This is a genomic window from Candidatus Babeliales bacterium (assembly GCA_019749895.1).
GTDB lineage: Bacteria > Babelota > Babeliae > Babelales > RVW-14 > AaIE-18.
In genome coordinates, this window is record JAIEPG010000003.1 from 291,990 (window position 1) to 306,985 (window position 14,996).

Annotated in this window: 13 protein-coding genes; 11 read left to right on the forward strand and 2 right to left on the reverse strand. The window is 40.5% G+C overall.

Annotated elements, in window-relative coordinates:
• Positions 1-996 precede the first annotated feature (996 nt).
• From dnaK to K2W90_04030, 9 genes are all read left to right on the forward strand, one after another.
• A complete protein-coding gene (gene dnaK / locus K2W90_03990) occupies positions 997-2,898 on the forward strand; it encodes a molecular chaperone DnaK (protein ID MBY0353501.1) in 1,902 nt (633 codons plus the stop codon).
• Positions 2,899-3,077: 179 nt separating this feature from the next.
• Entirely contained in the window at positions 3,078-4,793 is a 1,716-nt protein-coding gene (locus K2W90_03995; protein ID MBY0353502.1) for a hypothetical protein, read from the forward strand.
• Positions 4,794-4,814: 21 nt separating this feature from the next.
• The gene (locus tag K2W90_04000; protein MBY0353503.1) at positions 4,815-5,978 is read left to right on the forward strand and encodes an ankyrin repeat domain-containing protein; all 1,164 of its coding nucleotides are present in this window, start codon (positions 4,815-4,817) and stop codon (positions 5,976-5,978) included.
• A gap of 263 nt (positions 5,979-6,241) precedes the next feature.
• Positions 6,242-6,985, forward strand: a complete 744-nt coding sequence (locus K2W90_04005; GenBank protein ID MBY0353504.1) for an ankyrin repeat domain-containing protein — start codon at positions 6,242-6,244, stop codon at positions 6,983-6,985.
• A 124-nt stretch (positions 6,986-7,109) separates the two neighbouring features.
• Positions 7,110-8,327, forward strand: coding sequence for an efflux RND transporter periplasmic adaptor subunit (locus tag K2W90_04010; GenBank protein ID MBY0353505.1), 1,218 nt, complete (start codon positions 7,110-7,112; stop codon positions 8,325-8,327).
• Between the two features lie 3 nt (positions 8,328-8,330).
• Positions 8,331-9,560: an ABC transporter permease gene (locus K2W90_04015; GenBank protein MBY0353506.1), complete on the forward strand. Its 1,230-nt coding sequence runs from the start codon at positions 8,331-8,333 to the stop codon at positions 9,558-9,560.
• 10 nt (positions 9,561-9,570) lie between these two features.
• On the forward strand, positions 9,571-10,764 hold the full coding sequence (locus K2W90_04020; protein MBY0353507.1) for an efflux RND transporter periplasmic adaptor subunit: 1,194 nt from the start codon (positions 9,571-9,573) through the stop codon (positions 10,762-10,764).
• Positions 10,761-11,447: an ABC transporter ATP-binding protein gene (locus K2W90_04025; GenBank protein ID MBY0353508.1), complete on the forward strand. Its 687-nt coding sequence runs from the start codon at positions 10,761-10,763 to the stop codon at positions 11,445-11,447. Before K2W90_04020 ends, K2W90_04025 begins: the two co-directional genes overlap by 4 nt.
• Positions 11,447-12,664, forward strand: a complete 1,218-nt coding sequence (locus tag K2W90_04030) for an ABC transporter permease (GenBank protein MBY0353509.1) — start codon at positions 11,447-11,449, stop codon at positions 12,662-12,664. The genes K2W90_04025 and K2W90_04030 overlap by 1 nt, the downstream gene beginning before the upstream one ends.
• Here K2W90_04030 and K2W90_04035 read toward each other — a convergent pair.
• Positions 12,616-13,191 (reverse strand): hypothetical protein, encoded by a 576-nt coding sequence (locus K2W90_04035; GenBank protein MBY0353510.1) that lies wholly within the window; start codon positions 13,189-13,191, stop codon positions 12,616-12,618. The two genes, K2W90_04030 and K2W90_04035, sit on opposite strands and share 49 nt — an antisense overlap.
• Positions 13,192-13,210: 19 nt before the next feature.
• On the reverse strand, positions 13,211-13,843 hold the full coding sequence (gene rsmG / locus K2W90_04040) for a 16S rRNA (guanine(527)-N(7))-methyltransferase RsmG (GenBank protein MBY0353511.1): 633 nt from the start codon (positions 13,841-13,843) through the stop codon (positions 13,211-13,213).
• A gap of 118 nt (positions 13,844-13,961) precedes the next feature.
• Between rsmG and K2W90_04045 the strand changes: the two genes are divergently transcribed.
• Both K2W90_04045 and K2W90_04050 read left to right on the forward strand, forming a co-directional pair.
• Entirely contained in the window at positions 13,962-14,732 is a 771-nt protein-coding gene (locus tag K2W90_04045) for a hypothetical protein (GenBank protein MBY0353512.1), read from the forward strand.
• Positions 14,733-14,763: 31 nt separating this feature from the next.
• Entirely contained in the window at positions 14,764-14,982 is a 219-nt protein-coding gene (locus K2W90_04050; protein MBY0353513.1) for a hypothetical protein, read from the forward strand.
• The last annotated feature ends 14 nt before the right edge of the window (positions 14,983-14,996 follow it).

Genomic DNA, 14,996 nt, shown 5'->3' on the forward strand with positions numbered 1-14,996 from the left:
CTAAAGCATGATTTTCACAACCATTTATCACATCATTTGTTTTTGAAAGACCTGCATTTTTTGTTTTTGGCGTGACTAATTTTGACTGATTTGATTTATCAAATACGTACTTTGGTGTTTTTGGTTACACAACTAGTTTTTCGTTCAATTGGTTCTTAGAACTTTTTCGCGCGAGCTATGCTCTTGTTTGGGTAACACTTCTTAAAAAAAATTGTTCTCTTTCTTACTTAATTAAGCACCCTCCTGTCTCCGCACACTCTTAACTCTTACGCAAGCACTCTTCTTTCTAATTCTTCTTATTAATACTCATAAGCTCTTTATCTGCACCCAGTTCCTAAGTTCTTCTTCGTAGGACTTGGTTTGAGTTCGAGTTAGGTTGTTAATTGGGTTCTTATTCTAGCGTAAGCGTTATGTACTGGTAGCGATTCGGGTGCTGATTCATGATTGCGCGCATATGCGGTAGGTGCTCAATGGAGGGCGCACCCCCCTGCCCTGTCTTAATCATAATCTTATTCATTATACTCTTAATACTCTTAACCCCCAGAGCGGCTTGAGTTCCACGAAGTCCAAAGCCCCCAGCCCGTTTACCCCACCCCCGTTTTTTATACTTTCGTTTCCCTACCCACGTTTTAAACCCACGAGCCCACGAGCTCTCAAGCTTAGAATCAAGAGGCTGGGGGGCGACAGGACGGAGTGAATGGCCGCGACCGGCGCCCTGCCCGCCCCTAAAAAAGGAAGCTCAGAAATAGAATAAAAACTTCGTAAAAACCGCCAGAATCCGGAAGAAAATCAAAAAAGTGCCAGAATATTTAAAATTATGCGACACAAAACTGGCAAAGCCAATTATAAAGTTGAGTGAACCAGACTAAAACTTTGTGAAAAAATATTGACATATCTTCATAAGTAGACTAAGATAATCTACAGAATAGAGGTTAGGCCAAAAGAGAGAAAAACATTACAATCTAGCAGCGTTCTATAAAAGAATAAAGGAAAATTATGGGAAAAATTATCGGCATCGATCTCGGTACAACAAATTCAGTAGTATCCTTCATGGAGGGTGGTAGCCCAAAGGTTATCCCAAACCAAGAAGGTGCTAACACCACCCCGTCCATTGTGGCTATTACCAAAGACGGCCAACGCTTGGTAGGCGCTGTTGCAAAACGACAAGCAGTGACTAACCCTGAAAACACTATTTTCTCAGCAAAGCGCTTCATTGGTAAAAAATTTGAAGTCTTGAACGATCGCGACAAACATTTGGTTCCTTATAAAATTGTTCAAACAAGCAACGGCGACGTGGCTATTGAAGTTCAAGGCAAACAACTCGCTCCAGAAGAAATTTCAGCAGCCGTTTTGCAAAAATTGAAACAAGCAGCTGAAGATTATTTGGGCGAAAAAGTAACCGAAGCAGTTATTACCGTTCCTGCCTACTTTAACGACGCGCAAAGACAAGCAACCAAAACTGCTGGTAAAATTGCCGGCCTAGACGTTAAGCGTATTATCAACGAGCCTACCGCAGCAGCTCTTGCGTATGGCCTTGATAAAAAGAATAACGAAACAATCGCGGTATTCGACTTTGGTGGCGGCACCTTTGATATTTCTATCTTAGAAGTTGGCGATGGCGTTGTTGAAGTTAAATCAACCAACGGCGACACCATGCTGGGCGGCGATAACGTTGACGAACTTTTGATTGAATACCTCATGAATGAATTCAAAAAAGAACAAGGTATTGAACTTAAGAACGACAAAATGGCTATCCAACGCCTCAAAGAAGCAGCAGAAAAGGCAAAGATCGAGCTTTCTGCCGCAACAGAAACTGAAATTAACTTGCCATACATTACCGCAGACGCAACAGGACCAAAGCACTTGGTAACCAAGATTTCTCGCGCAAAACTTGAAAACTTGTGTGACAGTGTATTCAAACGTCTGTTCGAACCATGCAAGCAAGCACTTAAAGACGCTGAAATTAGCGCAAGCAAAATCGACGAAGTTATCTTGGTTGGCGGTTCAACACGTATTCCAAAGATTCAAGAAATGGTTAAGGAATTCTTCGGCAAAGAACCAAACCGCTCAGTAAACCCTGACGAAGTTGTTTCTCTTGGCGCAGCAATTCAAGGCGGCGTGTTGGCTGGCGACGTTACCGACGTTTTACTCTTGGACGTAACGCCACTCTCATTGGGCATTGAAACCTACGGCGGCGTTGCAACAAAATTGATCGAACGCAACACTACCATCCCTGCCAAAAAGTCACAAGTATTCTCAACCGCCGAAGACAACCAAACGGCTGTTGAAATTCATGTGGTTCAAGGCGAGCGCGAATTTGCGCGCGACAACAAAACGCTTGGTCGCTTTAAACTTGACGGTATCCCAGCAGCTCCACGCGGCGTGCCACAAGTTGAGGTTACCTTCAATTTAGACGCTAACGGCATTGTACATGTTTCCGCTAAAGACCTGGGAACTGGAAAAGAACAAAGTATTACCATTACCGACTCTTCAGGCTTAAGCAAGAGCGACATTGAACGCTTGGTTCAAGAAGCACAACAGCACGAAGCTGAAGACAAGAAGCTCAAAGAAGTTATTGAAAAGCGTAATGCGCTAGACAATATGATCATGCAAATTGAAAAGACCGTTAAAGAAAACAAAGAAAAGCTTCCAATTGCAGAAGTTAATCTTGTCGAAAAAGCTCTTGAAGACGCGAAGAAAGTTCTTAAAGAGCAAGAAAATGATGGTGACGCGTTGCAAAAAGCAACCGACGACCTCATGAAGGCCTCTCATAATATTGCCGAAATTATCTATAAAGATAAAAATGCTGGGCAAGCTGGCCAACAAGACGCTTCAAGCTCTACCGACCAATCAACTGGCCAACAAGGTCCAATTGATGCGGATTTTGAAGAAAAATAAGTCTTTTCTCTTATCATCGATTTTTCGCAATAAAGGCGGGTTTTTAGCCCGCCTTTATTCATTTTTAACTATTTTTGCACTATTTTGCCCAAACTTGCCAGATTGAAATAAAAATGAGATACTTAGTACATAATTAGTAATATCTAATTTTTATTTAAAATTCAATCGGGAGAAGACTTATGAATATCAAAAAAACCCTATTTTTTATCTATGTACTTTTTTTATGCACAAGCAACAACGCACAAGCAGCTGCCACAAGCTCAAGCACCAAATCGCCTGATGGCAACGCACTACACCATTTTATTTTGCAGTTGCCAGATGATCTATTGCATCACTACATCGATACCAATCGATCTATTCTTCTAACATTGACTGTTCATCCAGCAGGAAGAGAAATGATCTATCAAAGAAACCAGTTTGCCTTGAGGGCCGGCGACCTTGCCTACAACAGAGGCTTTACTCCCTATCTCGACATTCTTGATCACGGAATCGATGAAACAAAGCAAGACATTGAAGATGCTGATGTATATTTCAACGCTTACTCTCTATCGCCAGTCCTTGGGGGCAACATACTCCACCACTTTCTAGGTAACTTGCCCGAAAATATCTACGAACACAATATTAGAAAGAACATAAGATTTATTAATCGCTTCATAAAACGCGGCGCAAACCCTAAACAGGAAGATGCTGATGGCAAAACACCTTTCGACATTGCCCTTGAAAGAAATTTTACGCCATATCTTTACAAAGGCCTCTTTTACTACGAAGAAGTAAGCGACAAGGAAACAGATGATAGATTCTACGAAGAATACGAAAAATACATTGAAGATAATCCTTTAAAAAGAAACGGAAATATTCTTCATTGCTTCCTTGAATCGTTACCCAAAAATCCTCAAGACCATAATAAAGACAGAGTCATCAACGCTCTTCGACGCTTCATACATTATCACGAGGCCGATATAAATGAAAAAAATCGTGACAACTTAACTCCTTACGACCTTGCCTATGAAAAGGGATTTCTCTACCTCTTGAATCCTCTTGAACCAATTCAATACTTTTCTTCATCATCAAGCGACAATGACGAAAGATCATACCAAGAACTCGATTATCCATATTCTGATGAAGATGCTTGTGATGCATGCTACAGATGGTACACACAACTTTCTCCTTCAGAAAAAAATGGAAACGTGCTTCATTGTTTCCTTGAATCATTAAGCAAGGATCATGAGCAACATGATAAAGAGTTTAACATCGCAATGCTGAAACGATTGATAGATCATTATGAAGCCAATGTAAACGCAAAGAATCGCGAAAATCTAACTCCTTACGACCTTGCCAATCAAAAAGGATTTCTTGCTTACCTTGCTCATCTCGCTCCAGACAGCAATTCAGAAAACGAACAAGATGGGGAAGATATTCTTCCACCCTCACCACAAAAAACATCAACTTTCCCATTCGATGATTATGATGATGATATGCCACCGTTAGAACCGAATATTCCTGACGACGCACCGTCAAGCTCTTCTTGCCCAGTCAATCAAGACCACATTCTCATTTCGCCTGAATTTTTTGAAGATATTTCAGCAACCATACCTTTTTCAAGCGACAGCAAAGACGACGCAAGTCACAGCCCTACTCCATCAACCAGAAGCAAGCGAGATCGAACACTAAGTCAAATTTTTTCTTCAGATGAAGAATCATCAAGCTTGCCTTGCTCTTCAACAAGCCAACCCAGCCAACCCGTTGACACCTCGCCTGAATTACTGCGCACACACGAACGCAACGCACAAAAACGAAAAATACAAAGAACTATAAACTTTTCAACCAACAAACATTATGCTGATGAATGCCTAGATTGTGCAGCTGGTAAATGCCCACTCGGACCAAAAGAATAAAGTTCATAACGAAAGAAATTTATGAAAAAAAATATTATAGCATTCTTACTCCTTATTCCTGTTATTTCACCCGCTTTATATGCAGCAGCAAGTGACTGTGATGGCTCAGACACAGCAATCGAACAATGCTTTGGCAACTTTTACGCAAACGAACGTATTTTCAATAGCAGACACGGCATGCAACTCATTCATTATGCTGCATCGCACGGATACAAAAAGGCCGTAGAAGAACTTATTGCAAAAGACCCAACTATCGTTAACGAGCCAGATTTTCTCAACAGAAATCCTTTGATTCATGCGGCAAGTGCTGGCGATCTTGAAATTATACAAATTCTTCTAGACGCAGGCGCCAACACAAAAGCTATAAGCGATTATAACGACCTACGTATCATTAGTGGCAACGCACTACACCACTTCATATTTGGTCTAAGTCCAAATATTGACTACCACAATCAAGAAAAAAATCTGCAAATTATCCAACTTTTATTAGACCGTGGAGTTGAAAAAAATCAAGTTGATATGAAAGGAAGAACTCCATACGATCTGGCAAAAGAAAGCAACTTCAGTCCTTACCTGCTTCTTTTGCATGATTTTGAAGCAGCGTACCAAACACACTGCGAAACATACCCGCATGCTCAAAAAAATACTGCGCGTAAGTTAGATTTTTCTGGTAAAAAAACAACAAGCTCGAGCCAGCCAGATTACATCCTCACAAAAACTCAAAAAGAAACCGAAACTGAAGAACAAGAGGTTCTTTCAGAAACTTTTAGTATATCGGGCAGTGATAATTATGATGATCTTCCACCCTTACTGCCGGCAAGCCCAGTCCGCACCTCTAAACACACTAGGGAAGCATCGCAAATATTTTCAAGCCAACCAAGTGATGGGCTATCTGATCCATCATTAGCTAGCTCATCAAACAAGCGCCAAAGAACACAAAGATCACTAAGTCAACCATTGGTACCAGATGATGAAGCTTCACAATTCTTTTCGCAATCAGCCCATGACGAACTTAAACAATCAATGCCTCAGGAATCTCCGTTTACAACGCGAACAGAAAAACCCCGCTCACTGAGAAAAGATTTAATACCTGTACCAATAGATTTTTCTACTGAAAAAAATCATGCCGATCAGTGTGATAACTGCAAAATTGGTCAGTGCCTTCTTTCGACCATAAAAAATTAATAAAAAACTATATGGCCCAATAGACGCGACAAAAAAATAATTTGTATCCAATCTCTTGCATTCAAAAATAAAAATTTTTACCCTGGGACTAGTTTTAGTTCCAGGGTTTTTTTATAAAGGGAAAATGCCATGAGTTATGTTTGTGCCGCTGTCAAAAAAAGTGCGTGTAACTGTTCCTGCAAAAAAGCCTGCCCAAGTTCTTGCAAATGCAACAAAAGCTGCAAATGCTCCTGCAATATAAAAGTCTGTGCATGTAAAAAAAAATGCCTGTGCAAATAACAAAAATAGCGCTCCTATTTTTTTGGAGCGCTTTTTTTTCTTATGCTGTTCTTTGTGGCGCTGCCGATACATTCAAAACTCAAGAAGTAGCTACTGATCAAGAGGATTGCGAACCTGAAGAGATAACTCATGCACACCAAGAACGCAATAAGCTCTTTGCAGCTGCAGCTCACGGCAACGTGGCACGCTTAAAAGAATTCCTACAAAGTAAAAGCTTTGATATTAACACAACAACCAATAAATATGGCTGGACAGCCCTGCATTACGCTTTCTACTTTCTGCCAAAGCACAAAAACGCTCAAGCTATTGTGACGCTCATTGATGCTGAGGCCGATCTCAGCATTCAAGAATGCGCTGGCAACACACCGGCACATTTTTATACCTTGTGGCGACATACCAGTGACTATACAAAAATTATAAACCCCATTCTAGAAAAAAGCCCTGCAGCAGAACTGAAAAATTATTTCGGCAAAACACTGCGCGATTTACAAGCACCTCATATATCGACAGAATTGCCCTTTAACCCCGAAACGTGGACCGTTACAACATGCGACTGCCTGGCGCAAGCTCATGGGCCAATTAGCAAACGTCTTATCGAAGAAAACTTACCATACTTTCCCAAACATGAGCTGCCCTATTTCAAAGAAGTAGGTTCTTACCAATTCAACACATCAATAATTGAATTCCAATTTTCCAAAGAACTTCTTGAACGACTCAACAAAGAGTAATTTTTTTTAAAAACTTGAGTACGTAAGCAATCTTTTAATCAATTTACTTTCTCCTTCCCTAAGCCAACTCAATATACTAAACTAATCTTGCCAAAATATACCACCTCAAGTCAGGGGAAAACTAATGAAGTATCAAAAATTACTTACCTACATTTCAATACTGGCCATTATCGCTGGTAGCAGTTGGTTTGTTTATCAGCGCTACGTAAAAAAACCGGCCCCTCAACTGTACAAAACAGAAAAACCTCAACACCGAAACATTAGCCAAATTATTGCTGCTTCGGGCATTTTAGAAATAAAAGATATGGTAAAAATAGGAAGCATTGTCTCCGGTACCATTAAAGAGCTGTATGTCAAAGAAGATCAGCAAGTTAAAAAGGGAGAGCTGCTGGCAGAAATTGACCCTGGGACCGGCGACACTGATTTTCAAGATGCTTACCTGCACGTTGTGCGAACAGAAGCCGAACTTGAGTATCAAGAAAAAAACTACTTACGAAAAAAAGAACTCTTTCAAGCTGGCCAACTAGCAAAAGACACGTTTGAAATGCTTGAACGTGATTATCAAACAAAAAAAGCTGATCTCAAATCAGCCAAAACAAAGCTAGAAAAAGAACGACTCTCACTAAAAAACCGTAAAATTTTGGCAGCTGGTGATGGCTTTGTAACCGCGGTAAATGTTTATAAAGGAAGCGGTGTGACAGGAACCTCTTTCTCATCAGCGCCCTTGTTTGAAATAGCGCCCGACATTACCGAAATGGAAGCAAAGCTGGATATCGACGAAAGTGATATTGGTTCAATAAAACCTGGGCAAATGGTTACCATGGCCGTTACCACCTACCCAGATCTTGAAATTAAAACAGCTATAAAAACAGTCGGATTTTCACCAAAATCAAACAAAGATGGCGGTTCAAGCGGCAACCTCTTTTACAAAGCAACCATCGACATCAACAACCACGACCGGCTCTTCAGGCCAGGCATGACGCTCAATGCAAAAATTAAAGCATCAAAAACAAAGAACGCGCTCTGTCTTAAAGGAATTTGCTTTCAGACAAATCCTAAAGTGCTCAAATCTATCGCAAAGAAATTAAAATATGAATTCAAGCCACTAGAAAAAAAAGAACGTAAAGAATTCAAGAAAACACATGCCAACAAACGCGTCAAATTTATATGGACCGTAGCCAACAAAACATTTACCGAAAAAGGCATTTTGTTAGGCATTACTGATGACAACTATTTTGAAGTTAAAGAAGGTTTACATGAAAACGACCAGGTAATCACCGACATTGCCGAAAAAGATGACATGGAAAAACTGTATAAAAGTTGGTATAAAGGTAGCTTATAAATAATGAACTCACGTATTTTAATAAAAAGCTCCCTGCGCGCTTTAAACCACCACAAAGGGCGCTCTTTCTTGACTATCTTAGGCATTATTGTTGGTATTGCCGCCATTATTACCACGCTTGCAATTGGCTATGGCGCTGAAGAAAAAATGCGCAAATCAATTTTAGCAATTGGCAACAACTACATTGAACTGTGGCGCGGCAACTTTGCTTTAGAAGGTGTAACCAAATCAACCAAACAAAAAGAATCAAAAAAACTTACGCTAGCCGACGTTACCAGCCTGCACTCGCAATGCCCGGGTATAAAAAAAATATCGCCGGTTATTTTTGATCGCGGCATTGTTGAATACCACGGCTCTGCCGTTATGTGCGATATTAAAGGGGGCAACGACGAGCTGTTAGACGTTATGGGTCGTTCACTGGTCAACGGCACTCCTCTCACGCAGCACCATATTCAAAAAGGTGCGCGCGTTGCACTCGTTGGCGACCGCACCGCAAAAGATCTTTTTAAATCACTCAACCCAGTTGGACGCACCATAAAAATAAAACAGATCTTGTTTACGGTTATTGGCGTTATCAAAAAAATAGACAATGCACCAGGACACCGCGACCCCAACCTAGACGTTATTGTTCCTTTTACCGCGGCCAAAAAATACCTGCGCAACAACAACAGCAGCACCATCCACGGCATTGTAATTGCTGGCAAAAGCCTGGAAGAGATGCCAACAATAGTCCGGCAAATTAAAAAAGTCATGCGCGCTCGGCACAATTTAGAAATTGACGAACCCAATGACTTTTCATTAATCGACCAAGATTCTATGCTCAAAGCAGCTAAAGCATCATCAAATATTTTTAATATTTTTCTCTTGATCGTTGCTTCAATTTCGTTACTGGTCGGCGGTATTGGCGTTATGAATATTATGCTTGTTTCAGTGAGCGAGCGTACGCAAGAAATTGGTATTCGCATGGCCCTTGGAGCATCGGATTCTCTTATCTTACAACAATTTTTAATTGAAGCAGTTGTCCTCTGTTTTATTGGTGGCGTCATTGGCATTGCCCTGGGTATTGTTGCACCATTTGCAGCACAATACTTCGTCAATCTGCCAGCAGTAATCAGGGTAGAACCGATTATCGTAGCATTTGGCACCATTTTTTTAATAGGTTTAATTTTTGGCTTCTACCCGGCACAAAAGGCATCACGGCTCAATCCGGTAGAAGCACTTATCAAACAATAAAAGATTCATTATGAACAAAAAAATTATCATTATTACCGTGCTCATTGTTTTTGCTACCGGCACAATCGCACGCATTTTTTTAAGCAAGAAAAAAGAAGATCTTGTTCTTGCAAGCGAAAAACCACAAAGACGCCATCTAGCACAATTTGTAACTGCATCAGGCATGCTCAAAGCAAAAGACCAGTTTACCGTTGGTAGCTTGGTTGCCGGCAAAATAATAAAAATTTTGGTTGACAACAATGACCATGTAAAAAAAGATCAGGTCATTGCTATTCTTGACAATGGCATTGGTGACACTGATGTAAAAAAACTCACAGCCCAGCTTAAAGAAGCTCAAGCAAATCTTGCCTACCAAGAAAATTTTTTTAAGCGACAAAAAGAACTGTATCAAAGCAGTCAATTGGCAAAGAACAAGTTTGAACAAGAAGAGCGCGACTTTTTGGTTTCACAAGCGCGCGTTAAGCAGCTTAAAGCATCGCTTGAACGTGAACAAAAATTATACGGAAATCTTTTCATAAAATCACCCGACAATGGAACCATCATTGCCAAAAAAGTTGATGTTGGCCAACAAATAACTTCTCAGTTTGATGCAACCGTTTTATTTATCATTGCCAAAGACTTAACCGACATGGAAGCATATGTTGACGTTGACGAAGCAGACATTGGGCTGATCAAAGAAAAACAAGAGGCGGTATTTACCGTTGATACCTTTACCAAAAGACCCTTCGTTTCATTAGTAAAGCAAGTACAATTTCAGTCCAAAACGGTTGAAAACGTTATAACTTTTGCCACAGTACTCCAAGTTAGCAACCCAACAATAGAGCTACGTCCCGGCATGACCACCAATGTTGAAATTAAAGTTGGTGAAGATAAAAACGCTCTCTCAATCTCCAACAAAGCATTACGCATCAGCGGCTTTAAACTTGAAGAATTTGCCAAAAAATCTGGGTACACATTTGAAAAACTAGAACTAAAACCAGGCTCAATTAAACAGCAACAACACGATACGTTGTGGATACTTGAAGACAAAACAATTAAACAAGTTGAAGTAACGCTGGGCGTAGTCGACACACGCTTCACTCAAGTTATTAAGGGCCTAACCGAAAGCAGCAATGTCATTGTAGAATTTACCGAGCAACAGCGTGAAAATATGCTTTTACGAGCAGTTTACGGAGCCCGACCAGGAATGATAGGTACAAAATGAAACTATTAGAAGCAAAAAACCTCGTCAAAATATACCGCATGGGCGACAACGATTTAGTCGCATTAAAGGGCATTAATTTAACTATTGATCAAGGAGAGTTTTTAGCAATTATGGGAACCTCTGGTTCAGGCAAATCAACGCTTATGCATTTGCTCGGCTGCCTAGATATACCAACCGAAGGGCAATACTTTATTGAAGGCAAAAACGTTGCTCACGCCACACGTGACGAACTTGCTAAAATTAGAAATGAAAAAATTGGTTTTGTCTTTCAAAAATTTCATTTATTAAGTGATTTAACAGCACAAGAAAACGTTGCCCTACCGCGCCTTTACGCAGGAGAAACGGAAGAAAAAGCTGCACAAGAAGCGGCAAAACTTTTGGAATCAGTTGAGCTTGGCAATCGGCTGGACCACTACCCATACCAACTTTCTGGCGGCCAGCAACAACGTGTTGCCATTGCCCGTTCACTGATCAACAACCCCCGCATTATCTTGGCCGATGAGCCAACCGGAAACCTGGACTCGGCAACTGGCGAGACCATTATCAACATGTTCAAAAAACTCAATACTGAAAAAAACGTTACCATAATTCTGGTTACTCACGAACCACGTGTAGCAAATTATACCAAGCGCATTGTTGAACTCATTGATGGCAACATTGTTTCTGACAAAAGGAATGATTAATGAATCTGGCCATCATCTTTCGCTCAGCTCTTAAATCACTTGCCAGCCACAAAATACGTTCACTACTCACCACCCTGGGCATTATTATTGGCGTGGTAGCCATTGTGTGCGTTATGTCAATTGGCGAAGGGGCCAAGCATCGCATTAACCAAGAAATTCAAAAGCTGGGTACTAACTTTATTATTGTGCTCTCGTCCTCACAAAAAAAACTTACCAGCCGCAGCGCTCCTCTCAAGCCATTGCTCACGCCCAAAGATCTGCACACCATAAAAAATGAGTGCGACAACATTGCATTAATCTCGCCTGGCATTCAGCAACCATCAAAGATTATGTCAGGCAATAAATCGTGGGAAACAACGCTAGGCGGAGTTGCCCAAAATTACAGCGAAATTAGAAATTGGAAGCTAACTGACGGTGATTTTTTTACCCACCAAGATATGATTTCTGGCAACAAAGTTGCCGTTGTGGGCATGACGGTTAAACGTGAAGTTTTTGGCAACGAAAATCCGGTTGGCAAAACATTACGCATTAAACGCATTCCTTTTTTAGTTATTGGAACGTTAAGTGAGCTAGGAAAACGACCAGACGGAACCGATCAAGACGATACCGTACTGATTCCTGTTACCACCATGCGCAAACGAATTATGGGTGGCAAAGAACTTTATTTTGCGTTAATTATGTCGGCCAAAGACAAAGACCGCATGCAGCAAACATCCAACGAAATACGCTCAATTTTGCGCCTAACACACAAAATACCCGAATGCGATGACGATGATTTTACCATGTTTACACAAGAAGATGTTGCGCAAGCGTCTGATGCGGCAACAAAAATTATGAATCTACTTCTCTTTTTTGTTGCACTCATTTCGCTGATTGTTGGCGGCATTGGCATTATGAATATCATGCTCGTTTCAGTAACTGAGCGCACGCGCGAAATTGGTATTCGCATGGCTCTTGGCGCCACTACTAAAAGTATACTCAATCAGTTCATTTTTGAAGCAATCACCATCTGCCTGCTTGGCGGCCTACTTGGCCTGCTCATTGGCGTTGGCTGTTCTGTTTTGATTGGTGTGGGGCTTGGTTGGCCAGTGTTTATATCAAAAATATCACTCGCTATCTCACTGGTAACATCAGCTTCAATTGGGCTTTTTTTTGGCTACTATCCCGCTTACAAAGCCTCAAGGCTCAACCCAGTTGATGCACTAGCAGAGCGGTAACTAGCGTCGAGCTGTCTAATCAAATCAACCAAAACACGGCACGACTGTTTAAATGCTGAAAACCAAAGGCTAATGTGTTCTTGCTCGGAGCCACTAAAATTCTTTGGCAACGCAAGACTATAGCGAACTTTTGTCGCACTTATCAATTGATCTTCTAAAAGTCGTATCTCATACCAAAAAGCAGGCGGGGCTTGATAATTTAATTGATTAAGCTTTTCGGCATAGAGCCTTTTGATCCCTAAAATACCTTGTAAGCAAACTGCATGCCACCTACTAACCGTTGTAACTCTTGTCATATTTTTGCTCACTAGAGCTACTAAATCATTATATTTTTGTGCAAAAAATTTCACACAAACAGTATCCTGAGTATCATCTGAAGTTTGCGAATTATCGCCCAAAGAACCGGACAAAGCACTTGATGGTAACTCAGGCAATGGCACGTGCATTCTTGAACTCGGACCGCCAAAAACTGTCGACACACTAACAACACTGATCACAAGCGCCGCGAGTACCATCGTGTTTTTCATCGCAAACCCCTTTACTTACTTACAGCCCAAAAAAAATCAACTTCCTATTTCTCTGACCCATTTTGTAGTTTTCAGTTCGCTTGACCAAATGGGCAACAAATTTATTACATTCCCACAATTCAGCGGCCCAATAAACCAACGTTGCATTTTTGTGCTCACACGAAGGTTTAAACATGCGGCACAATTCGCTCTCTTCAATTGCTGCACGCGTAACAAAAAGATCAATCTTGCCACTTGTTTTACGCAAAAAGGTGCGCCAATCAAGATCGCAAATTTCAACATTTTCAAGTTCAAGAATACTGATCAAATCTGCCAGGTATGCTTGTTTTTTTTTGTTAACTTCAATCAAGACAACCTTTAAATGTGGGAAAAGAATTTTTAGTGGAATAGCAGGAAAGCCAGCACCCGTGCCAACGTCAGCAATACTTGAAATGGCATCAAGATCTACAAACTTTCTCAGAATCAATGAATCTTGAAAGTGCTGACGCACAATGCCCAATAAATCTTTAATTGCCGTTAAGTTGGTCTCTTTGTTGCGCTCACTCAACAATGCTTCGTACCGCTGAAACTGAGAGAGCTGATGGTCGGAAAGTTTTTCTGTTTTTGCAAAATCGGGCCAAATAGTTTCTGCCGAACGTGGTGCTTTACTCATAGACATTTCTCCAATAAAAACGATGTTTTTAATCAAATTTTTCAAATTTAGAAGTTAATGAACCCTTTTTTGGTATCATCAAACTATTAATAAACCGTTGATACCAAAAAGGAAGTGTATGATGAACCTATCACAAAAATGTGTAAAAATCATCTTTACTCTATTATTTGGCCTAAAAACATGCTATTTAACAGCAGATAACCGCATTGTCATGCAGCTCAAGCATGCGCCAGACGAGGTCATTAAGAGCGTTCAAGAAGGCTACCCGCACGATCACGGAATTAAAAAAATCAATAATCTTGACCAAAAGACCCCCGGTCAGGTAAGTAAAAAGTTAGTAAAAAATGGCGCAAGAACTTATTTAACCCAAACGTTGAGTGGCTTTATGGCAATTTATGGCGGCTACATGGACATCTCAGATACTGACGGCCTCATCACTTTTCCACTGCGCCATGCAAGTCAAAAGGTTTATGTGGCAGTAACACCAGATATAAAACTGGTCAATGTAAAAGACAAAACATTTTCACACTACGAATTTATACCGAAAGATAATCCAACAGAGTTGTATCTACTTGAAAAAAAAGAAGACGAGAAAAAACAATTGTTTTGGCAAACAAAAAAAGTTGCGCTACCCAAAGACAACCGCATCGCACCCATTAGTATTGTGCTGTTAACCAAGCCAAAAAATGTAGCAATCCTGGAAGGCGACAACTTGGCAACCGCAACTCCACAGCTTATTTTGCCACCAATATATGTTGTTGGTGCAATCAACAAAGAAAAAGTTCTTTTGAAAATGCTTGATTTAAAACAATTTTTTGAAACAATTATAATAAGAAAAAAGAATATTGATGAAGGAAAAGGTATTCAAAAAATGATTACCAACGTATAGTTTTTTTTGTTTAACCCATAAGGAGAGAAGCATGAAATATGCAGTACGTTTAATGGCCTTGTTGGCCATTTTGGGCCTTGGTCTTGTTTCAGGTTGTGGAAAAAAGCACAAAGATAAAAACGGCGAGCACAAAAACCACAAAGACAAAAAAGAAATGAAACATAAAAACCATCGCGGCGCAAAGCATGAAAAAAAAGACACCAAGGCAAAAAAGGAAAAGAAAAAAGACCGCTGGACACTTGGTAAATAACCAGTTCTCAACAA